The sequence below is a fragment of the Mesorhizobium sp. W050 genome (assembly GCF_054719535.1).
Genome location: NZ_JBTTIH010000001.1, coordinates 2,002,129 through 2,023,078 on the forward strand (window position 1 = coordinate 2,002,129; position 20,950 = coordinate 2,023,078).

Below are 20,950 nucleotides of genomic sequence, written 5' to 3' on the forward strand. Positions count from 1 at the left end.
CGATTCGACAGAATATTGTCCCTTCCAGTGCCTGTTTTCATAGCAAACGGGGCGGGTTTGGCCGTCTGGGCAGAAATGGGGCTGGCGCGAATCAGCCTGCGTGATCGTCGGCGATCGGCTTCTGGTAGGTAAAACCCATGTCCCAGGGAAAGTAGATCCAGGTGTCCTGACTGACTTCGGTGATAAAGGTGTCGACCAGCGGCCTGCCTTTCGGCTTGGCGTAGACGGTGGCGAAATGCGCCTTGGGCATCATGGCGCGCACGATGCCTGCCGTCTTGCCGGTGTCGGTGAGGTCGTCGATGATCAGCACGCCCGCGCCATCATCGGCGAGCAGCGCCGGGGTGATCTCCTTCAGCACCTGCAACTGCCCCTGGCTGGTGTAGTCGTGATAAGAGGCGACGCAGACCGTCTCGATCACGCGTATTCCGAGTTCGCGCGAGATGATGGCGGCGGGAACCAGGCCGCCACGGGTGATGCAGACGATGGCCTTCCACTGTCCCTTGTTGGCGCCGGCAAGCCGCCAGGCGAGCGCCCGGGCATCGCGGTGGAACTGGTCCCAGGAGACCGGAAAGGCTTTTTCGGGAAGGGACATTCTGCACTCCGCGCGCACCATTGTGGAATGCGCGCGGAATTAACTGGAAAGTCAGGGCATTGGCAAGGGCGGGGCCAGTCTGTGGAGTTACCGCGACAAAAAGGCCGCCACCGGCACGCTGCGCAACACGGTGCGCGTGACGCCGCCGAACAAAAGCTGACGCAGCCAGGAATGGCTGTAGGCGCCGAGCACCAGAAGGTCGGCTCCGGTCTCGGCGATCCGGGTCTGGATGACGTCATCGACCGAAGCATTACCCGATTTCTGCACCGACACGCTGACCGTTGCGCCATGCCTGGAGAGTGCCGCGGCGATCTCGGCGCCGGCGGCTTCCGGGTTGTCATCCAGCGTATCCGGCGGATCGATGACCAGAATGTCGGTTTTCTCGGCCTCGATGATGAAGGGCAGCGCGTCGAAGGCGGCACGCGCCGCCTCCTTGCTGCCGTTCCAGGCCAGCAGCACATGTTTGAATGTGGTGACCAACGGCCCCTCATGCGGCACCACCAGCACCGGCCGGCCGGCATCGTAAACCAGCGCGTCGACATCGGCGCTCTGGTCGCCGCCGGTCTCGCGCTGCGCGGCGATGATCAGGTCGGCGGCGCGCACGCTGGAAATACCCGTCAGCGCGCTGTCGCCGGAAAAGCTCTCGAGGCTGCGCCATTCGAAGGAAAGGCCGGAATTCTCGATCTGCCGAACGAAAAGCGCCTGCAATTTCTCGGCGCGCTCGCGGTTCATGTCGGCGGAGACCTGCAGGAACTCGGTGTCGGGGAAGCCGGTTGCCGAGGTGTAGGGAACGGGCAGCGCTTCGGCATGGATGCCGATGAGATGGCTCTCGAACCGGTCGGCAAGCGGGATGGCGCAGTCGAGCACGCGTTCGGCGTCCTGTTCGTTCTGCAATATGGCGACGATGGTCTTGAAGCGCATGCGAAATCCCTCAAATCTGCCAGCGCGTGCTGCGCCCGAGGGAAAACGTGGGAGTGCGGTGCTTGGTTCCGGCCCGGCGATGGTCCGCGAACCCAGGGTCACTTGGCGGCGGTGAAGCCGGCCACCATCGCCTCGACGTCCTTGCGTGCCGAATCCAGCGCCTCCTGGCTGCGGGCGCGGACCACCAGCTCCGTCCAGAACTTGCCGTCGCCATATTTCGGATAGGAGCCGATGACGGTGTCGGGATGCGCCTTCTGGATGTCGCCCAGGGGACCGCCGATCAAGCCTTCGCCGAACGGGCAATGGACGGTGGCCGACAGCATCTTGGTGCCGGCCTTCAGCGTCGGCACGACATTGTCGAGCATGGCCTGGAAAATCGCCGGCACGCCGGCCATGACATGGACGTTGCCGATGCGAAAGCCGGGCGCGACGGAGACCGGATTGTCGATATGGTCGGCGCCGCGCGGCATGCGCGACATGCGCTTGCGGGCCTCGGTATATTCGATGCCGCGCGCGGCATAGCTCTCGCCCAGCATGGCATAGGCCTTGGCGTCGTATTCGCACGGCACCCCAAAAGCCTTGGAAATCGAATCGGCGGTGATGTCGTCATGCGTTGGGCCAATGCCGCCGGTGGTGAAGACATAGGTGTAGCGGGCGCGCACGGCATTCACCGCAGCGACAATCTCGTCCTCCTCGTCGGGAACGATCCGCACTTCCTTCAGGTCGATGCCGATGGCCGTCATAATGTCGGCGAGGTGGCCGATATTTTTATCCTTGGTGCGGCCGGACAGAATCTCGTCGCCGATGACAAGCATGGCGGCAGTGACGATTTCAGGCATGGAAGGCTCCGGCAAACAGGCCCGTTGGCAGACAAGGTCGCCTGAGGCAGAAAGAAGGTCGCCTGAGATAGCGCGACATCGAACTGGCGGCAATGCCGACACAAGCCGCCATCTGCCTTGCCGAGCGTTCGTCAGTGGGTGATGGTGCGCGCCGGTCCGCTCCCGGGTGAAAACATGCTGGTATCAATTCTGCTGTGGCTTGTTGCCAGCCTGTCCGTGCTGGCTCTCGTCATCGTAGCCTGCCTGGTCGCGGCAACGCTCTGGATTGCCGCCAAGGCCGAAAGGCTGGTGCCGGCCGGCGGAAACTTCGTCGAGATCGACGGCAGCCGCGTCCATTATATCGAAACGGGCGAGGGACGGCCGATCCTGTTCGTGCACGGACTTGGCGCCCAGCTTCATCAGTTCCGGCACACGCTGTTCAACCGCTTCGGCCCCGGTTACCGGCTGATCGCGCTCGACCGGCCGGGATCGGGCTATTCGGTGCGGGCCAAAGGAGCCACCGGCCGCTTGCCTGAGCAGGCCGATATCATAAGGCGCTTCATTGAAACGCTCGCGATGGAAAGGCCGCTTGTGGTCGGGCATTCCCTGGGCGGCGCTGTCGCGCTGACCCTGGCCGTGGAACATCCCGACGCGATTTCCGGCATGGCCTTGCTGGCGCCGCTGACCCATCTGGAAGCCGGCGTCCGCGAGAAAGCGGGCCTGCTCTATATCCGTTCGCGGCTTTGGCGCTGGATCATGGCCTACACCGTCGCGATACCGACAAGCCTCAGATATGCGCGGCAGACACTGGAGTTCATCTTCTCGCCGCAGGCCGTTCCCGCCGACTACATGATCGATGGCGGCGGATGGCTCGGGCTGAGGCCTGTCCATTTCCATGCGACCTCCACCGATTTCGTGGCGGTCGAAGAGGATCTTGGCCGCATCGAAGAGCGCTATGGAGAGATCGCCATGCCGGCCGGGATTTTCTTCGGGACAGCCGATCGCGTCATCGCCATGCGCATACATGGGGAGCCGATGAAGGACAGGATCGAAGGGCTCGATTTCGAGACGGTCGAAGGCCTCGGCCACATGCCGCAATTCGTCGAGCCGGACCGCGTCATCGCCTTCATCAAGCGCATTGCCGAGCGGGCATTCGCCGGCCAAGACCTCACCACAGCCTCACAACAATTTCACTGAACCATTCGGCTGATATCCGGTTTACCCCGTGTCGCACCCAAGGCGGCGGATACGGAGTAATTCAATGTACAGGAAAGTTTTTGCAGCATCCGTGCTGACGATCGGTCTTGCCACATCGGCGATGGCGCAGTCATCGGACGGCACGTATTCCAACCATCACAGCTGGTGGCCGTTCGGCAACGAGCAGTCATCGACGGTCGACCAGAGCACCACCGGCAGCATCAATGCCGACGATAGCCAAGGCTATGGCGGCGCTACGGGGCCGTGCGCCTCCGACCCGTCAGGACCCTACGGAAATGTGAGGCCCAACGTGAACGATCAATATTGCGGCAAGTGATCAAGCCGCGGCTTCGACTGACCGGCAGGATGTCCCGCCTGTTTGTTTTGACGCAATTCCCTAGGGAATTGCTTAGGCGAGCATCCACGGCCGGCAGCGAAAGCTGAGGGGCAAAGATCAGTCGGAAACTTCGGTCTGCGGCCGGTCGCGGCCGTCGGCCAGTTCGTCGTGCCACTTGCCTTCGGCATCCTCATACTGGATGCCGTCCGTGGCGCCGGCGATCTGCTGTTCGGCCGAGGCGATCTCGGCGGCGCGCAGCGCATCCTGGTGGGTCGGGAATGTCTCCGAGAATGTCGAACCGACCTTGTAGGCCCAGCCCCCGTCATGCTCGACGATCTTGTAAGTCAGCTTCGCCATGAAATCCTCCGGTTCGTCCGTCCGCTCAATGCGGCCCGTTATTCAATGCTATCTGGGCTTCAATGCAGTTTGGCGTCTGGCAGCCGGTCTTCGGGAACCAGCACTTCCGATTCCTTGGCCGCTTCGATCAAAGCCCTGCGTGCATCGGCCGTCGAACGATAACCTTCCAGCACTTTGAGGCAAGTGTCGAGAGCATCACGATGGCGCGGGCCGCGATTGAGCGGCCACACCGTCATCAGGCACTCCGCCGCTTCCTGGGTGCTGCGGATCTGGCGATATTTGCCGACATGGCCGAGTTCGACCACGACCGGGGTTTCAAAAGGTTTGTTATCCATGATGGCCGCAACGCAAAGCAGCCAATATGGTTGCAAAAATGGCCGTCAGCCTGCGCCCAAAAGTCGCGTCGCGTTTGCGACGCGCTTTTGATTTCTGTTTAATGCATGTCGTTGTCCCAAAACCGGGTCCCACTTTTGGGCGACATGCATTGGCGTCTCAGCAACCGCAATCGTTCGTCTCAGTAACCGCAGTCGTTGCGCAGCCAGTGGGCGTTGGCCCAGCCGGTCCGTCCGCCGATTTCGACCTGGTACCAGTTGCCCCGGCGGTCGAAAATCTCCGTGTGGTCGCCGTTGAACAATTGCCCGATCATGCGCGACGACGAGTTCGGCCGTGCGCGCACGGCGAGAAACCCGCTGCCGGTATCGAGATCGTAGTGCCTGGACAGGCCGTGCACCGTGCCTTCGCAATATTGCGCGCCGACCGGAGACGACGCGGCGAACGACAGCGCGACCACCGTCGGCGCAGCCTGTTCAGCCCTTCGTCCAGTGCTGCATCGTGGTCACCGAGCGGGCGAGCTGTGGCGCGGGATGGATTTTCTCGCTGAAGGTGGCGGCGGCGCGCCAGCCCCAGCGCGGATCGGCGAGGAAGGCGCGGGCCAGCGCGACCATGTCGGCGCGGCCGTCGGCGACGATCGCCTCTGCCTGCGAGGGATCGTCGATCAGGCCGACAGCCCGTGTCGGGATGCCGGCGCCCTTGCGCACCGCTTCGGCCAGATGCACCTGATAGCCGGCGCCGGTCGGCAGCTTCTGCAACGGCGAATTGCCGCCGCTCGAACAGCAGATATAGGCAACATCAAGCGCCTTCAAGGCTTTGGCCACCTCGATCGCCTCGTCGACCTCGAAGCCGCCATCGACCCAGTCCTTCACCGACAGGCGGGCGCCAAGCATCAGGTTTGGAACTGCCTTCCTCACCGATTTGGCGATCTCGATGAGGAAACGCATGCGGTTTTCCAGCGAGCCGCCCCAGCGGTCGGTGCGCTGGTTGGAAAGCGGCGACAGGAACTGGAAGATCAGATAGCCGTGCGCGGCGTGCAGCTCGAGGAAGTCGAAGCCGGCGCGCGCGGCCCGCCTCGCGGCTTGAGTGAAGCGCTCGACAAGCTGCAGGATTTCATCTTCCTCCAGCGCATGCGGCACATTCCAGCCGGTGTCATAGGCGATGGCCGAGGCCGAGACGGTCTGCCAGGGATCCTCGCCCGGCTGCAATGGGCCGCCGCCTTCCCAGGGCTTTCGGTTGGATGCCTTGCGGCCGGCATGGGCAAGCTGAATACCGAATTTCGTTTCCGGCGCGGCGACGCGCCTCGCTGCATCCAGCGTGCGCCGGGCGGCCGCCTCGTTGTCGTCGGAATAGAGGCCGAGGCAGCCATGGGTGATGCGGCCGCGCCGTTCGACGTCGGTCATCTCGACGGTGACCATGCCGGCGCCCGACATCGCCAGGTTCATCCAGTGATAGAGATGCCAGTCGCTGGCCGAGCCGTCTTCGGCGGAATACTGGCACATCGGCGCCACCGCGATACGGTTCGGAAAGGTCAGGCCGTCGAGGGCGATCGGCTGGAAAAGCGCTGCGGTCATCAAAAAACTCCGGAGAGGGACTGCAGCTATTTAGGCGATGGCAGTTGCCGGCACCAGACACGAGGCGGTGAAAGCTTCGCCGTTTCGGTTGCGCGCAAAACCGTTCGCGGTTACGCCATGGCGCCGACAGCTTGGAGCTCATCATGGAAGATCGTATCCGCATCCGCTCGGAGGAAGTCCTGTCCGACGACTGGGCGGTCCTGAAGAAGACCGTCCTCGATTATCGCCGGCGTGACGGGCAGTGGGAGACGCAGATTCGCCAGACCTACGATCGTGGCGACGGCGCGGTGATCCTGCCTTTCGATCCCGAGCGTCAGACGGTGCTTCTGGTGCGGCAGTTCCGCTACCCCGCCTACGTCACCGGCCACCGCGAACCGCTGATCGAGGCCTGCGCCGGCCTGCTCGACAAAAACGATCCCGAAACCGCCATCCTCAAGGAGGCCGAGGAAGAGCTCGGCTATCGCCTACAGAACATCGAGCGGCTGTTTTCCCCCTATATGAGCCCGGGCAGCGTCACCGAACGGCTGTGGTTCTTCGTGGCGCGCTATTCACCCGCCGACCGCATCTCGGCCGGCGGCGGCGCGGCCGACGAGGGCGAGGACATCGAGGTTCTGGAAATGCCTCTTGATGAAGCGCTGGCCGGCATTTCAGACGGCCGCATCATCGACGCCAAGACGATCATCCTGATCCAGCATTTGAAACTGTACCCGATGAAGGGCTAGCTCGGCGAAGCTCGACGTGCCTCACTGCTGCGGGCAGGGTGGCACGTCCACTTCGCGGATGAAGTTGCGCAGGTTGCAAGGACACCGGAATGGCGCGTGGCGCAAAGGCATGGCTGAAGCGAAACAGCGCGCGGGCATCTCTCCTGTTGCTGAACGCCGCGCTGCTTGTCCGCTACCGCCGGTTGACCCAGCGTTTCCTGGAGCGGATGCGGCATCTGCCGAATTTTGCAGCCCCGGTGACGTTCACGGAAAAGATCCACTGGCGCAAGATTTTCGATGACGATCCTCGCTTTGCCGGTCTTCTCGACAAGCTCAAGTCCAAGGAAATCGTCAGGGAGCGGCTTCCCGGGCTCGCCATCCCTGAGGTGCTGTGGCAGGGCGACGATCCGCGCCAGATCCCCTTCGATGACCTGAAAATCCCCTACGCCGTCAAATGCAACCACGGTTGCGCCATGAATGTCATCGTTCGCGATCCGGCCAACGCCGACCGGAAGGCGATCATTGCCGAGATGACGGAATACCTTGGCCAAACCTATGGCGCCCGCAAGCTGGAGCGCAGCTATGCGCACATAGAGCGGCGCGTTTTCGTCGAAGCGCTTGTCGGCAAGGACCAGGATTATGACCCGGTCGACTACAAATTCTGTGTGCTGGCTGGCCGCGTCGCCTACATTGTCGTCGTCGCCTTCCGTTCCACGGTCAAGAATACCGCCCACCTGGATCGCGATTGGCGCCCGCTGAACATTGCCCAGGGCGCGATCGACTCGAGCCTGGAAATTCCCCGTCCCAAGAGCCTGGCGCGGATGATCGAGGCAGCCGAGGCGCTTGGCAGCGAGTTCGACATGGTGCGTGTCGATTTCTACGAGGAGGAGGGGGAGCCGATCTTCGGAGAATTCACGGTCTACCCACGCAGCGGCTTGCTGCAATTCGACCCGGCTGCCTTCGACCGCGAACTGGGCGCGCATTGGGATATTGGCGCGTCAGCTTACCTCAGTCGTTTGCCCAGCCGATTTGCCCGGCGATATAAGGCAACGCTGGTCGCCGCCGGCTATCTCGACGTTTGACGGCTACTCGGTGGCCTGCCACCCCGAAGCTCGAAGAGCGAAGGGTGGTGCGGAGAACCCATACGATTAGAGATCGAGGGAAACTGATAGCTCAGCAGGTCAATAGCCGTGATTTCGAAGTGCTGCCTCAACTGAGCCGTAGCGGTCAATTTGCCCTGCTGGGATCAATCTTCGTGAGCCGCTGCCTGGTCTCGACCACGCGCCTTTGCGCAGATCGGATTCGGCAACACAAGGCGAGATTCATAGCGACGCCGCAGTCTTCATGGAGCAAGTTTTCAGCGCGCTTCCTGCTGCGACCCGGCCGATTACCGCTAAGGTTACCGGCAAGCTCTCCCACGTCCGGACTGGGTCGAGATCATTTGAAGAACTCTTTCAGCTTGTTGAGTCGACTGTCGCCAGAGGCCCTCCGGTCTTCAGGACTCGGCGCCTCGCCGATCGTATCCTGCTGGATAAAGCGAGGTTCTCAGCCACCATTTTCTCGCTGAGTACCAGCGCGAACTCGGTCTGTTTGATGCGCTGCTGAGCATCAGCGAGTTGCATCGTGAAAAGATCGGTTGCCATTGTTGATCCGGGATCCGCGAGATTCATGATTGCGTAACACATGGCGGGCGAAATCGTTCCTAATTGTCGGGCGAAGCCGGTGCCGCAAAGGGCGGCTGAGTTTGAACTTCCCACCCGACCAGACGTCCGCGAGCGCCAAGGCATCGACAGCCCAGTGATCGGAGGGCCACTACGAGCGGGCGCAACCCGACCACTTAAGTGATCAGCCTCGCTACAGCCTTGACAGGTACAGTCGCGGCCTCATCAAGGGGAGGTATCAATGGTCTCGGCGATTGGAAACCAACATCGGCAGGCAGCTGAAACTCGACCGAAACCCGCAAAGACAGAACCGGGCGAAGGATTTGCGCCAGGCAAAAGCGCAGACAGCGTAGGACATCGCGCCAAGGCAATGGCGGCAGAAAGTGGCGACACGGATTCTGGCGCCCAGGGGCGCGCCGCATCGACAATCGCCAGGATGGATATCACCGTTTTGGCTCCACAGAGCGAAGAGCCGCCTTTGGAGTAGCCCGGGCGGCCGTGCCGCTGCCTCGGTCCTTGTGCAGCACAACGCGCGCTGGCTACGCTCGGTGGACATCGTCGTCTCGAAACACTTCGGGCGTTGCACTGCCGCGAGCCGCCTTCGCTGCTGGTCGAGGGGCTGTAACCCTTGGTGAGGCCGGCATCGCCTCGCCGGTCGTTGCGAGCCCACGATCGCGCGGCCAAGCGACCTTCCCTGTGTCGCTCTCTATTTGATACTAGGGGACGGCGGTTTCATCACGGGCAATTGCAGCTGGTCAATGGTTGCGACGATGCCGGCGGCAATGGCTTCCGCCTCATGGATCAGTTCCGGACCATAGAGCCCATTGACCATCTCTTCGCTCGGCAGCACGCCAGGAGGACAGTGCTCTTCCATTGTGCGCCGGATGAGCGTCAGCGCTGCCCGGCATTGGTCGGCTTCGATCTTCATAGCCCTTCAAACATCCAATTCGTCTAAAATGTTCCGGAACTAATTTAGCAATTGCTAATTGAAGTCGCAGTTCTGAGAGTCAGTGCATGCGTCTGAAATTCATCAAGCCTATGGAACCCGAACTGGTCGACACGCCGCCGATGGGCGATGATTGGATTCATGAGATCAAATTCGATGGCTACCGCACCCAGGTCATCAAGGATGATGACGGGATTCGGCTGATCACCAAGAACGGTTATGATTGGACGGGCCGCTACATCCAACTTGCCGGTGAGGCGGAAGCGATCGAGGCGAAAGACTTCATCATCGACGGCGAGACCATTACGATCAATGAGGCTGGCCTATCCGACTTCCATGCGCATCAATCAGCCGCGACCAGCCGCAAGCCTTCGCGCGATCTGTATCTGCTAGCATTCGACCTCTTGCACCTGAACGGGCATGACTTGCGGAACACGCCGGTGGAAGACCGTCGCGAGATACTCCGGGCGTTGATCCCGGAAGGCGGCCGAATTCAGTTCAGCGAAGCGATGCCGGGCACTGGCGACGCCGTCTTTCACCTGGTCGACCAGGCTGGGCTTGAAGGTATCGTTTCAAAGCGGAAGGGCAGCAAGTATCGGTCGGGTCCGACGACGAACTGGCGCAAGATCAAGTGCTATGCCGAAAAGGAGATGGACATCATCGGCGTGCAGCGCGAGGCCGGCAAGCCTGCCATGGTGCTGATGGCCGACAAAGGCCACTATGCCGGCGGCGCCTTCGTCACCTTCAAGGCGGACAAGCGCCAGCGCCTATGGGACCGCGTGCAAGGCAAGATTGGCGGGCCGGCGCCGAAAGGGCTCAAGAGTGACAAGGCCGAATGGCTAAAGCCGGGCCTGGTCGGCCGCGTGCGGTTCCTGAAGGGCGAGGAGAAGCTTCGCCATGCCAAGCTGCTGGATTTCCGGGAGGAGACTTAGCCCGGAGGCTTGTCCCGGGGCTGTGCCGGTCCTGTCCCGTTCCACTGGATGAACTTCGCCCTCTGGCCGGTGATGGTCTCGATCGACTTCAACAGGGGTCCATGGACCTTACGTAGAGCTTGGTAGTGCTCGCCGTGGTACGCCAGGAGCGGCCCGACGATGCTCTTGTGCAGCGCTTCGGCTGCCGCCAGGAAGCGCTCGATTTCAGCCCGGGAAAGTTGTTCCGAAGGTTTGGTTCTGGCCATTGGCGCTCTCCATTGAGGGGTCGCCGCAACGAGGACTATAATCCTACATGCCGGACTGCCTGACAAGAGGGCTCGCCGGCCTTACCCCGCAGGTAGCAGTAGGGCGACGGCGCCAAGCGCAGCCATCAGGAGCAACCACCAGCAAAGATGAGCAACGGCAGGCCCGGCGACCTCCTTTGGCACACGGACAAACAAGAAGGTCGCCGAGCCTTACCGGCGCTGCTTTGTGAGGGAGACGACGCCGGATGAGATGAGAGTATGCGATCGTGCTAATCTCTGCGAACCATGCGAACGAAGGAAAGCCTTGTGGCACGGACGTTGAGATCAAGGTCGGCGGGGCGCTGATGCAGGATTCTTCCAAAGCGGTAGTGAGTCCAGAGCGGAACATTAGCGTCGGCTAACGGTTAATTCGGCAGTGTTCCGAACCGTGATTGGTAGAGCGATGGTGACGTTTCATCTTGTCTATTTTTCCGGCCTCACGGCAGACCAGCTGCTAGGCAGCGCCGTTCCTATCCTGGCGTGTTTGCTGCTTTATAACGCTCTGGCTACGGACGCCTAACTGATGGGTCGGCCAGCGGCCGGCCTCCTTGGCAGCCGGCGATTGCCATCCCGATGCCAACTTCAAGACCTATCACGAGGCCAAAGACAAGCTTGCCGACGAAATCAATGGCGAGGGCCGGACAGGACGCCACACGTCCAGGCAGGGCTCTCTGACGGCATTGGCGTTGGCCCGTTGGCAATTCGGGGGTCCATTGTTCCCATTTCTGTTTCTCCCAAAACTGCCCGCTGCCTCACGGTGGCGAGCTTTTTCGTTATAGGGCCCTCCGCGCTGGGCAATCTGTTCCAGGAGCTTCTGTGATGCCTCTATGACGCGGCAAACCTTGGAAAAGGTTTCCGTGGCAGGACCGGGGTACGATTCTAACCAACTACCGCTGTATAGGCCACTAGCGCCCGACGATCCGGCTAATCATGTCGTCATCAGGTGCGCTGTCGGTGAATTCCCGTAGCAGCGCCTTCGCGTGGTCTACCCAATGCTCTTCAGCCAAGTTCAACTCCCGAACGGATCTCCTGAAGGTCTCGCACACCACATCGAAATCGAAGGCGTCAATGCTGTAGCCTTCCTCGTCATGGTCCATCGGCCGCCTCCCCTATGGGGGAAACTGTACGGAATCGTACGAAGCAAGTGCAAGCGCATTCAAAAGCAATTGGCTGATGCCGCCCGATCGTTCCACAATGTGTTGCTAATATGCAGCACCGACTGAATCTCCGATCAGCGGCACTTGTGGTTGGTTCCAACAGCTGCACGTTGACGGCAAGATGCCAAAGCCAACGACATGCGGGCGACGAAGATGGACAAGCGACAAAACACAAGAAATGTTGAGTTGGTCGGTCTTCTGGCCGTGCCGTTGTCAGTTCTAATCACGCTGCTGATAGCTGGAATGATCCTTTGCTGAAATGTTTGAGTGGCAAAAGGCTGGGGCGGCGGGTTTTTCCCCTTTGAAAGAAGTCACGATGTCCCAATCCGTCGAACCCCCGATATTGCCAGAGGATAGCCCAGACCGTGAGGTGAACTGTGAAGTCGCATTAGAAGCCGCGTTTGCGGCCTTGGTGACTGCGTCAGAAGCGCAAGGTTGGACGCCACAGGAAACGGCTGCAACTCTTCTTAAAATCGCGACGGAGCATGCCCACCGGGTTGAGGCCGCTGCGGCCCCAGCCGGCTCCCGTTCTGCGGCCACATCCTGATCTCATAATGACCGTCAAGGCCGGACGACGCGTATTTCTCATGTCGGCCTTCATTGTAAGTTCCGGTACGGAGATCCTTCGAAAGGCACCCTCGATGTCGACATGCTCCATAGCGTATGAAGAGCTACCAGCACGCTTGTAATATAGCTTTTGACGCTGCGGTGTGGTCGACGTTTCCGACCGTGGCACGTCGATGACCATGAGCTCGGCGTTTTGGTCGGCATTCGATGCAAATCCAGCGACGCGGATATCGTCGTTTTTCGGATGCAGTAAATCCCCAACTGCCGAGCTTACGACCGAAGGGGCTACTTTCCAGTTCGGGATTGGCTCAAGCGCAGTTGCGCAGTCGGCCCGTCACTGTTCTTACGGCAGCCAATACCGAACACCAAAACACCACCGGCCGAATTGATGAAGGCTGACAGTGCTTTTGCCAACGCCGCCCGACCATCCTTAGTTGGTTGTTCGTGAGGTGTGAAAGCGGGCCCCTGTTTTCCAACCGCAGGTGTCTTGAAGTCTAGCTAGGCTTTCCTCAACTGCTCATTTAGCAGAGCTTCCCTATGAGCGACCAAGTCTTGAAAATCCAGCATGGCAGTTCCCGGCTTTGTATCCCGGCTGCCCCTGCGGCTACCTGCGTCAGCCTTTTCTATGGTAGCCAGTGAGTTCGTACAGAACGAATCCTAAAACTAAGCATTTCAATTGGTGCGGACGACGGGAATCGAACCCGTACGATCAGAGATCGAGGGATTTTAAGTCCCTTGCGTCTACCAATTCCGCCACGTCCGCAGGCCAGCCCTTTTCAGACGCCAGCGAAAACCCGTCAAGCCATCTTTTGCCGAGTGTCGGACTCATGAAAGGTGGTTCGCGATTTCAAAACAATTGGTTGTGGCGAAAATCTCAGTCGCCGAGAAGGCTCAGAATTTGTAGCTGAGATTAATACTAACCGCGTTCAGCTTCACATCCTGATCGCGATCGTTGAAGGGTTCCGCCACGTCATAGTGCTCGGAGCCGAAATCGTAATAGCGATATTGCGCGCCGACGATGAATTTGTCGGTCAGCGCGTAGTCGACGCCGGCACCCAAGGTCCAGCCGACATTGGTGCGTGTGCCGGCGAACGACGCGCCCGCGACTTGCGAAGTTTCGATGCCGGCAAAGGCGACGCCGCCGACGCCGTAGACCAGCACGCGGTCCATGGCGAAGCCCGCTTTGGCGTCGACAGATCCGAACCACTTGATGTCCGTGCGGAATGTGCTTCCAAGGCCTGATACGGCCGTACCGTCGACGGCGGAATAATTGAGCTCCGCCTCGGCGCCGAGCACTGCCTGGTCGAACTGCCACAGGCCGGCGACATGGGCCCCGACGAAACCGCCGTCAATGTCGGGCGAGATGGAAAACGGCGCGCCTTCCGTCACTGATATGTCGGACTGGCCCCAGCCGTAGCCGGCCTGCAGGCCGGCATAGTAGCCGGTCCAGTCGAAGCCTGGTTCGGTCATCGGCACCGCCATCGGGTCGGCGGCGAATGCCGGCGCGGCCAGAGCAATCAGAAATCCGGCACTGGCAATCGTCAGACAGCGCATCGAGTTCTCCGAAAAGGCGGTTCAGAAGGCGCCTTGTCGGAAGGTAATCCTATTCGCCGCAAAACGGAACCCATTGTTCAACAATCGGAATGCACCCGTTGCTGCGCTGGGTGCTCTAGCTGGGGGCGCTATTTGGCGTCAATGAAGTCCAGCGCCGCCTGACTATATTCGTCCGGCGCCTGCAGCATGGCGAAATGACTGGCGTTGGGCAGGATGATGAGCTTGGCGCCCGGAATGACGGAGGCCATGTATTCGGTGTGTTCGCGCTTGATCGCCTCGTCATGGTCGCCGGCAACGATCGCGGTCGGCGTGGTTATCTTGCCGAGCTGTTCCTTGGTCCAGGCCGGCTCCGACTCCCACATGTGGCTGATCTGCGCCACGAAGGCATCGTACTGGTCGGGAGTCTTCGACAGTTTCTTGTAGTCGCGGCCCGAGCGGTCGATATAGGCGGCAAAGGTCTTGTTGGTCAGCACACCCGGATCGACGCCATCGGTGGTGACGTTGGCGGCCTGCGCAAAGAGCCGTGTCAGCCGCTCCGGATGATGCAGCGCGATGTCGATGCCGATAATGCCGCCGTCGCTCCAGCCGACAAGAGCGGTCTTGTCGATCTTGAGATAGTCGAGCAGCGCAAGATAGTCCGACGCCATGAGGTCATAGCCGTAAGGCTGCTCGGTGCGGGCAGAGCGGCCATGGCCGCGGCTGTCGGCGATGATAACCTTGTGCGTCTTGGACATGGTCGCCACCTGGCTTGCCCAGATGTCGCCATGGCCAAGGCCGCCATGAATCAGGAGAATCGGATCACCGGCGCCGAAAACGGCATAGTACATCTGAATGCCGTTGACCGGCGCATATCCGCTCTGATCCGGTTTGGGCATCGCCGCCGGCTCCGGCAAGGTCTGCCAACGCTCCTCGGCGGATGCAAAGCCGGACGAGATCAGGAACAGGGTGACGAAGGCGAATGCTTTCAGGAACCGGATCATGACTTCACCTCAGGAGGTTTCGGGCTCATCACAACAAAAACCCGCCTCGCGGCGGGTCGTCGGCGCAAATCAGCACCATCGCCAGAATAGTAGCATAAGTGCCGGCACAAGCCAAACTGAATGACTGCACCGTTGATGCTGTCGTCGGGGTGAACAGGTGCAGCGCATCCGCCCGGGCGAGTTCTCATTGACCGGATTTCGTCCGCAATCGCTGGTCAAAACGTTGCCGGCTTGGCACAGTCGGGCAAACAGGAGTCTTTCATGGCCAAGCAGCCGTCGGCGACGAAACCCAAGCCCTGGACCGAGATGGCGACGCATCTGGTCGACGTCGCGACGGGGCGCAAGCCTGCCGATCTCGTCATTCGCAACGGCCGCTGGGTGAACGTGCACTCCGGCGAAATCATAGCCGGCACCGACATCGCCGTTGCCGGCGGCCGCTTCGCCTATTGCGGGCCGAATGCCAGCCATGCCATCGGCCAGGGCACCAAGGTGGTCGACGCCGGCGGCCGCTATCTCGTGCCCGGCCTGTGCGACGCGCACATGCATGTCGAGAGCGGCATGGTGACCGTCACCGAGTTCTGCCGCGCCGTGATCCCGCACGGCACCACCTCGATGTTCATCGATCCGCATGAGATCGCCAACGTGCTGGGCCTGCCCGGCGTGCGGCTGATGCATGACGAGGCCGTCGCCATGCCGATCAACGTGCACGTCCAGATGCCGTCCTGCGTACCGTCGGCGCCGGGTCTGGAGCATGCCGGGGCCGAACTGACGGTCGCCGATGTCACCGAGGCGATGACCTGGGAAAACATCATCGGGCTCGGCGAAGTGATGAATTTTCCCGGTGTCGTGGCCAACGATCCGGTGATGTCGGGCGAGATCGCCGCCACGGTGCGAGCGGGCAAGACGGTCGGCGGCCACTATGCGTCGCGCGATCTCGGCCTGCCGTTCCATGGCTATGTCGCCGGCGGGCCGGAGGACGACCATGAAGGCACACGCGCCGAGGACGCAATCGCCCGTGTGCGCCAGGGTATGAAGGCAATGCTGCGGCTGGGCTCGGCCTGGTACGATGTTGCCTCGCAGATCAAGGCGGTGACCGAGAGCGGTCTCGACCCGCGCAACTTCATCCTGTGCACCGACGACAGCCATTCCGGCACGCTGGTGCATGAAGGCCATATGGACCGGGTGGTGCGCCACGCCATCCAACAGGGATTGAAGCCGGTGACGGCGATCCAGATGGCGACGCTGAATACCGCCCAGCATTTCAAGCTGGAGCGCGAACTGGGCTCGATCGCGCCGGGACGGCTGGCCGATCTGCTGATCGTCTCCGATCTTGCCGCCATGACCATCGACGAGGTCTATGGCCGCGGTATCAGGCTGGCCAAGGGCGGCAAGCTCGAGATCGACATTCCGGCCTATGATTACCCCAAATCGGCGAAGAACACCGTCAAGCTCGGCAAGAAGCTGAAGCCAGGCGACTTCGACATTGCGGCGCCCAAGGGCGCCAACGAGGTGCGGGTGCGGGTCATCGGCGTGATCGAAAACCAGGCGCCGACGCGGGCGCTGGAGGCCGACCTGCCGGTCGAGGACGGGCTGGTCGCCATGGACCGCCGCAACGACATCTGCCAGATCGCGCTGGTCGAGCGCCACCGCGGCACCGGAGGCGTCACCAATGCCTTCGTCTCCGGCTTCGGCTATATGGGCGACTGCGCCATGGCGTCGAGCGTCGCGCATGATGCCCACCACATCATCTGCGTCGGCACCAACAAGGAAGACATGGCGCTGGCCGTCAACCGGCTGGGCGAGGTCGGCGGGGGCGTGGTGCTGTTTTCGAAGGGCAAGGAACTGGCGCTTGTCGAAATGCCGATCGCCGGGCTGATGTCGGACGAGCGGGCGGAAATCGTGGCGGCCAAGGCGGAGAAACTGACCGAGGCGATGCGCAAGATGGGCTGCTCGCTCAACAACGCCTACATGCAGCACTCGCTGCTGGCGCTGGTCGTCATTCCGGAGCTCAGGATTTCCGATGTCGGCCTGATCGACGTGACGACGTTCCAGAAGGTCGATCTTTTTATCTGAGATCAGCCCGGTGCTTGGCTCTCATCCGCCGGTGGCGATGGTCAGCACCTTGAATGGCGTGGTGATGATGATCTCGGCGACGGAGCCGACGGCCTTGCCGATGCCTTGGCCGAGATTGTCGATCTGGCCCTGCGTGGGTTCGTCCGATGCCAGGCCGGCTGGAGCGCGCAGACGGTCGCCGAGCAATTGCACCAGGAACGGGTTGTCGGCGAATTTGGCGTGGTTCAGGCGGTCGCCGCCCTTGATCTGGCTGAGGTCGGCCACGACCACGCCGTAGCTGGCAATGTCGGCGGCGTTGCCGTAGTCGCCGACGCGCGGCTTGTCACCGGATATCAGGCTGGACAATCGCAGAGCACGGTCGTCGGCGGAAAGCAGGATGACGAACGGCCTGTCGGGCTTGCCGTAGCGGATCATCTGCTTCTTGAAGACGTCGACATCGATATCGGGCGATGCCAGGACGACACGGCCGAGCTTGCCGTCGAGATCGCGGTCGCCGGTGATGGCGAGCTGGCGCAGCGCTTCCATCGTCACCCAGGTTCCCATCGAATGCGCGATGATGTCGATGCTCTTGACGTTTGTCTTGGCGAGCATCCTGAGCGTCGCCTCGAGGTCGTCGCGCGCGGCGTTGGCGCTGTCCTTGTCGTAGATATAGCCCGTGGTCTTGCCGCTCGAAGCCCACGAAAACAAGATCGGCGTACCCGGATATTCGGTGTCGTGGGCGATCTGCGTCAGCCGGTAGACCCCATCGTCGAAGCCGTTGTTGAAGCCGTGGACGAAGACAAGCGCGCGGTCGCCATTCATGGCGATGTTGGCGCCGACGGCCTTGGCGAATTGCGAGGCGTCGCCATAGTGGACGACATCCGTGGCGGTGAATTGCTTGGCCGGGTTCGAATTGGCCGAGCCCTTGGCGCGCTCGATGGCGCCGACCTGGTGGACCTTCGGCACGGTGACGTCGACGCGGGCGTAGCTGGTGGTCAGCGAGCGATCGCCATCGAACACCTGGCGTGGGTCCTTGGTCGCCTGCTTGCGGGTGGTGGCGACGAAGATTTCGTGGGTGCCCGCGATGTCGGAGGCAGGCACCGAAACCGTCGTCTTGTTCAACAGGTCATGGGTGTTCGGGCCGGCGCAGCCGGCGGCAGCGAGCGCGAACGCAAGGACCAGGACAGTCTTCCAACGCTCGTTCACGCGGGCTCCCGCTGGCGCATTGGCGCCGATTTCAATGTCGTAGAGGCAGAGACCGGCCCGGTCCAGTTGAAAGTGATCGGCCGAGCGGCATTCGCGACCTCACGCGGCGACGGTGGCCGCAAGGCAACAGCCTTATTGTCCGAGCGCGCTGATGCGGTCGGTCACCGTCTGGTCGCTGGCAAAGCCGTCATCCTCGCGCAGCCGCTGGCCGATCATCTTCACCAGTTCGGGATTGTCGGCGAACTTGGTGTGGTTGAAGCTGTCGCCTCCCTTGACCTTGGAGAGGTCGACCACGGTGACGCCATAAGCGGCGAGGTCGGCGGCATCCTTGTAGTCGCCGACGCGTGGCCGCGATCCGGCAATCAGGCCTGAGAGCCGCAGCGCACGGTCGTCGTCGGAGAGCAGCAGGATGAACGGCTTGTCCGGCTTGCCGTAGCGGCGCATCTGGCTCTTGAAGACGTCGACGTCGATGTCGGGAGAGGCCAGCACGACATCGCCGAGCTTGCCGCCGAGATCGCGGTCGCCGGTGATGGCCATCTGGCGCAGCGTTTCCATGGTCACCCAGGTTCCGAGCGAGTGGGCGACGATGTCGATGCGCCGCGCGCCGGACTGCTGCAGCATGCGCAATGTCACCTCCAGCTGATCGCGGGCGGCGCTGGCGCTTTCCTTGTCATAGACATAGTCGGTGGTTCTGGCGCCCGATGCCCAGGAAAACAGCACCGGCGTGCCGGGATAGCCGGAATCGTGGACGATCTGGGTCAGGCGGTAGACCGCGTCGTCGAAGCCGGTGTTGTAGCCATGCACGAAGACCATGACGCGGCCGCCGCGCGCGGCGATGTCGGCATTGAGCGCACTGGAGAATTTCGGCTGCGCATCGTAGCCGACGACCTCGGAAGCCATGAAGTACTTCGCCGGGTCGTTGGACCTGCCGCGCGAGCGGCGCTCGATCTGGCCGGTCTGGTGGATGCCGGGAACGGTGACGGTGACGCGGGCGTAGTTCAGCGTCGCCGAGCGTTCGCCGTCGAAAACTTTGTTGGGATCGTCGGATTTCTTGCGTGTGGTGGCAATGAAGATCGAGTGATTGCCCGAGATTTCGGTCACCGGCGTGGACATGACGGCGCTGCCGAGCAGTTCCTCGGTTTTGCGGCCGCCGCAGCCGGCGATCAACAGGGCAAGTGCAAGAATGCAAATCGTCTTCAAACGCACGTCAAAATTCCAATCGAAAGATGAATTCACTTAGAATTCACTTTGAGGCCCAAAGGCCTGTCTACCCTCGGCCCGTCTACCCTCCGCGACACCTCCCGGACAGTGAGAGTGCGGCAGAAGTAAGTCGTGTCCAGCCGAAATGTGGTCAGCGTCGGGTCACAGCCATCGCACTGTTGCGCGAAAGCCAGAATGGCGGCAGGAACGCAGGGATGTTGGAGAAGGGCAATACCTCGGGCTTGAGCCTGATGCCGAGCACATCGCCCATGAAGGCGCGGCGCGCCTCGATGCGGCGCCATGCCTCGGGATAACGGGCCGCGATCTCCTCGCGCAACGCCTCATCGGCAAGCGCGATACCGTCTTCGATGTTGGTGGTGAAATAGCTGGTTCCGGTCGCCGGAATGATGTCGACCTGCAGCGCCATGCCCGATTGCAGCTTGATGTCCGAGCCGGAAAACACCGGCGAATGCATCCATTCGTCGATATGGACGAGATGGCCGGGATTGAGCGAGACGCCGAAGAACGGGTCGCCTATGCGGTCATGCACGGCTTTCCAAAGCGCTCCGCCGGCAACGCCTATGCCGATGGTCTCGTACCAGTCGACGACGGCGGCGAAATAGGGCGCTACCAGCTGTTCGACATAGTCGCTTATCTCGCGCGGCAGTTCGGCCGCGCTCTCGACCAGGAAGCCGGCGCGGGCGTTGAGCGAGCCCTGGATGCCATAGGCCATGGTGACGGGATCGCCGCGCTTGATGATGTCGAGGCGCGGGCTAGGCAAGCCGTAGGGCGCACGCCTGCCGGCGGACAGCATCGGGTGGCAGCACAGGGGCAGGCCGTTGATCCCCATCAGCCGCGCGGCCTGCAATTCGCTCATGCCGGGCTGAATATTCCCAAGCACGTTGCGCAGGCCCTGCGAGGAAAAGGTCGCGGCGAATTCGAAGGACGCCAATTGGTCTGCCTCGTTGATGGCGCGTAGGCCGTCGGATGGGTTCATCAACAGGTTGGCGGCGTTGACCACCGCGCCTCTGTCGCCGGCCAGTGTGCGCAGCGTATCGGCGATGAAGGACGGCAGGTCGAGCGTCGTCTCGCCAAAGCCGCCATCGCCGGGCCCGAACGGCTTCCAGCCGATGGCGCCGATTTTCTGCCCGGTCTTCAGGCCGCAGGCGGCAAGCGTGTCGGCAAGGGAAGCGGAGCGGTCGCGTGGCTGCGCTGGTAGCGAGAAGGTCTGGTAGAGCACGCGCTCATAGGGTCCGTCGCAGATTTCGGCATAGCCCCAGCCTTCATTCCCGACGAGAAGTTTCGGCTGGCTGCCGGGGACGATGACCAGCAGGGTCTCCTCGAAACGAGGGTCGTAGCCACTGAGATAGGCGACATTGGCCGCGTGCTCTCGGTCGCCATAGACGGCGAAGGCATCGAGCCCGGCTTTAACCCCATGCGCCAGTAGAGCATCGATGCGCGCTTCGTAGGTCTGGCGCTTAAGCAGCGGCATCACGGTCGGCTCGCCGAATTCAGGAAGGTCTACGGTCTTCAGGGCGACAGCCGAAACAGGCATGAGGATGGCTCCAGTGGATTTCATCCGGC

The 20,950-nt window shown here is 61.8% G+C and carries 21 protein-coding genes and 1 tRNA gene; 6 read left to right on the forward strand and 16 right to left on the reverse strand.

The window, feature by feature from the left end:
• Positions 1-91: 91 nt before the first annotated feature.
• The 3 genes from gpt to ACYG9Y_RS09565 form a co-directional block, all read right to left on the reverse strand.
• Positions 92-592, reverse strand: a complete 501-nt coding sequence (gene gpt / locus ACYG9Y_RS09555) for a xanthine phosphoribosyltransferase (RefSeq protein WP_023667540.1) — start codon at positions 590-592, stop codon at positions 92-94.
• Between the two features lie 87 nt (positions 593-679).
• Positions 680-1,513, reverse strand: coding sequence for a universal stress protein (locus ACYG9Y_RS09560; RefSeq protein WP_023738954.1), 834 nt, complete (start codon positions 1,511-1,513; stop codon positions 680-682).
• A 98-nt stretch (positions 1,514-1,611) separates the two neighbouring features.
• The gene (locus ACYG9Y_RS09565) at positions 1,612-2,352 is read right to left on the reverse strand and encodes a competence/damage-inducible protein A (RefSeq protein ID WP_023738953.1); all 741 of its coding nucleotides are present in this window, start codon (positions 2,350-2,352) and stop codon (positions 1,612-1,614) included.
• A gap of 174 nt (positions 2,353-2,526) precedes the next feature.
• Here ACYG9Y_RS09565 and ACYG9Y_RS09570 point away from each other — a divergent pair, with 174 nt between their 5' ends.
• The gene (locus ACYG9Y_RS09570; RefSeq protein ID WP_050593136.1) at positions 2,527-3,528 is read left to right on the forward strand and encodes an alpha/beta fold hydrolase; all 1,002 of its coding nucleotides are present in this window, start codon (positions 2,527-2,529) and stop codon (positions 3,526-3,528) included.
• Positions 3,529-3,592: 64 nt separating this feature from the next.
• A complete protein-coding gene (locus tag ACYG9Y_RS09575) occupies positions 3,593-3,865 on the forward strand; it encodes a hypothetical protein (RefSeq protein ID WP_023738951.1) in 273 nt (90 codons plus the stop codon).
• A 117-nt stretch (positions 3,866-3,982) separates the two neighbouring features.
• On the opposite strand, the gene ACYG9Y_RS09580 is transcribed toward ACYG9Y_RS09575, so the two are convergent.
• From ACYG9Y_RS09580 to ACYG9Y_RS09595, 4 genes are all read right to left on the reverse strand, one after another.
• Positions 3,983-4,222: a DUF2188 domain-containing protein gene (locus tag ACYG9Y_RS09580; RefSeq protein ID WP_023667535.1), complete on the reverse strand. Its 240-nt coding sequence runs from the start codon at positions 4,220-4,222 to the stop codon at positions 3,983-3,985.
• A 59-nt stretch (positions 4,223-4,281) separates the two neighbouring features.
• On the reverse strand, positions 4,282-4,560 hold the full coding sequence (locus ACYG9Y_RS09585; protein ID WP_032891817.1) for a DUF982 domain-containing protein: 279 nt from the start codon (positions 4,558-4,560) through the stop codon (positions 4,282-4,284).
• A gap of 176 nt (positions 4,561-4,736) precedes the next feature.
• Positions 4,737-5,012 carry an SH3 domain-containing protein gene (locus tag ACYG9Y_RS09590; protein WP_023688344.1) on the reverse strand — a complete coding sequence of 92 codons (276 nt, stop codon included), beginning with the start codon at positions 5,010-5,012 and terminating at the stop codon, positions 4,737-4,739.
• Positions 5,013-5,028: 16 nt separating this feature from the next.
• On the reverse strand, positions 5,029-6,126 hold the full coding sequence (locus tag ACYG9Y_RS09595; protein WP_023738950.1) for an NADH:flavin oxidoreductase/NADH oxidase: 1,098 nt from the start codon (positions 6,124-6,126) through the stop codon (positions 5,029-5,031).
• 143 nt (positions 6,127-6,269) lie between these two features.
• Here ACYG9Y_RS09595 and ACYG9Y_RS09600 point away from each other — a divergent pair, with 143 nt between their 5' ends.
• Together ACYG9Y_RS09600 and ACYG9Y_RS09605 are read left to right on the forward strand one after the other, a co-directional pair.
• A complete protein-coding gene (locus tag ACYG9Y_RS09600) occupies positions 6,270-6,848 on the forward strand; it encodes an NUDIX domain-containing protein (protein WP_023667531.1) in 579 nt (192 codons plus the stop codon).
• Positions 6,849-6,937: 89 nt separating this feature from the next.
• The gene (locus ACYG9Y_RS09605) at positions 6,938-7,909 is read left to right on the forward strand and encodes an ATP-grasp fold amidoligase family protein (RefSeq protein ID WP_023738949.1); all 972 of its coding nucleotides are present in this window, start codon (positions 6,938-6,940) and stop codon (positions 7,907-7,909) included.
• 1,285 nt (positions 7,910-9,194) lie between these two features.
• Here the strand turns inward: ACYG9Y_RS09605 and ACYG9Y_RS09610 are convergent.
• Positions 9,195-9,416, reverse strand: a complete 222-nt coding sequence (locus ACYG9Y_RS09610; RefSeq protein ID WP_023681532.1) for a hypothetical protein — start codon at positions 9,414-9,416, stop codon at positions 9,195-9,197.
• Positions 9,417-9,502: 86 nt separating this feature from the next.
• Here ACYG9Y_RS09610 and ACYG9Y_RS09615 point away from each other — a divergent pair, with 86 nt between their 5' ends.
• A complete protein-coding gene (locus ACYG9Y_RS09615; RefSeq protein ID WP_023738947.1) occupies positions 9,503-10,366 on the forward strand; it encodes an ATP-dependent DNA ligase in 864 nt (287 codons plus the stop codon).
• On the opposite strand, the gene ACYG9Y_RS09620 is transcribed toward ACYG9Y_RS09615, so the two are convergent.
• The 5 genes from ACYG9Y_RS09620 to ACYG9Y_RS09640 form a co-directional block, all read right to left on the reverse strand.
• Positions 10,363-10,611 (reverse strand): hypothetical protein, encoded by a 249-nt coding sequence (locus ACYG9Y_RS09620; RefSeq protein ID WP_023695401.1) that lies wholly within the window; start codon positions 10,609-10,611, stop codon positions 10,363-10,365. The genes ACYG9Y_RS09615 and ACYG9Y_RS09620 overlap by 4 nt on opposite strands.
• Before the next feature lie 944 nt (positions 10,612-11,555).
• Positions 11,556-11,747 carry a hypothetical protein gene (locus ACYG9Y_RS09625; protein WP_023667524.1) on the reverse strand — a complete coding sequence of 64 codons (192 nt, stop codon included), beginning with the start codon at positions 11,745-11,747 and terminating at the stop codon, positions 11,556-11,558.
• Positions 11,748-13,051: 1,304 nt separating this feature from the next.
• Positions 13,052-13,137 (reverse strand) — tRNA-Leu (locus ACYG9Y_RS09630).
• 128 nt (positions 13,138-13,265) lie between these two features.
• Positions 13,266-13,928: an outer membrane protein gene (locus ACYG9Y_RS09635; RefSeq protein WP_023738946.1), complete on the reverse strand. Its 663-nt coding sequence runs from the start codon at positions 13,926-13,928 to the stop codon at positions 13,266-13,268.
• A gap of 128 nt (positions 13,929-14,056) precedes the next feature.
• On the reverse strand, positions 14,057-14,908 hold the full coding sequence (locus ACYG9Y_RS09640; protein WP_023735346.1) for an alpha/beta fold hydrolase: 852 nt from the start codon (positions 14,906-14,908) through the stop codon (positions 14,057-14,059).
• Positions 14,909-15,169: 261 nt separating this feature from the next.
• Between ACYG9Y_RS09640 and ade the strand changes: the two genes are divergently transcribed.
• On the forward strand, positions 15,170-16,981 hold the full coding sequence (gene ade, locus ACYG9Y_RS09645) for an adenine deaminase (RefSeq protein ID WP_023738945.1): 1,812 nt from the start codon (positions 15,170-15,172) through the stop codon (positions 16,979-16,981).
• Positions 16,982-17,002: 21 nt separating this feature from the next.
• Here the strand turns inward: ade and ACYG9Y_RS09650 are convergent, their stop codons facing one another.
• From ACYG9Y_RS09650 to ACYG9Y_RS09660, 3 genes are all read right to left on the reverse strand, one after another.
• Positions 17,003-18,166: an alpha/beta hydrolase gene (locus ACYG9Y_RS09650; protein ID WP_023706607.1), complete on the reverse strand. Its 1,164-nt coding sequence runs from the start codon at positions 18,164-18,166 to the stop codon at positions 17,003-17,005.
• A gap of 132 nt (positions 18,167-18,298) precedes the next feature.
• Positions 18,299-19,372 carry an alpha/beta hydrolase gene (locus ACYG9Y_RS09655; protein ID WP_023706608.1) on the reverse strand — a complete coding sequence of 358 codons (1,074 nt, stop codon included), beginning with the start codon at positions 19,370-19,372 and terminating at the stop codon, positions 18,299-18,301.
• 145 nt (positions 19,373-19,517) lie between these two features.
• The gene (locus tag ACYG9Y_RS09660; protein ID WP_023738944.1) at positions 19,518-20,921 is read right to left on the reverse strand and encodes an aminopeptidase P family N-terminal domain-containing protein; all 1,404 of its coding nucleotides are present in this window, start codon (positions 20,919-20,921) and stop codon (positions 19,518-19,520) included.
• Between the last annotated feature and the right edge of the window lie 29 nt (positions 20,922-20,950).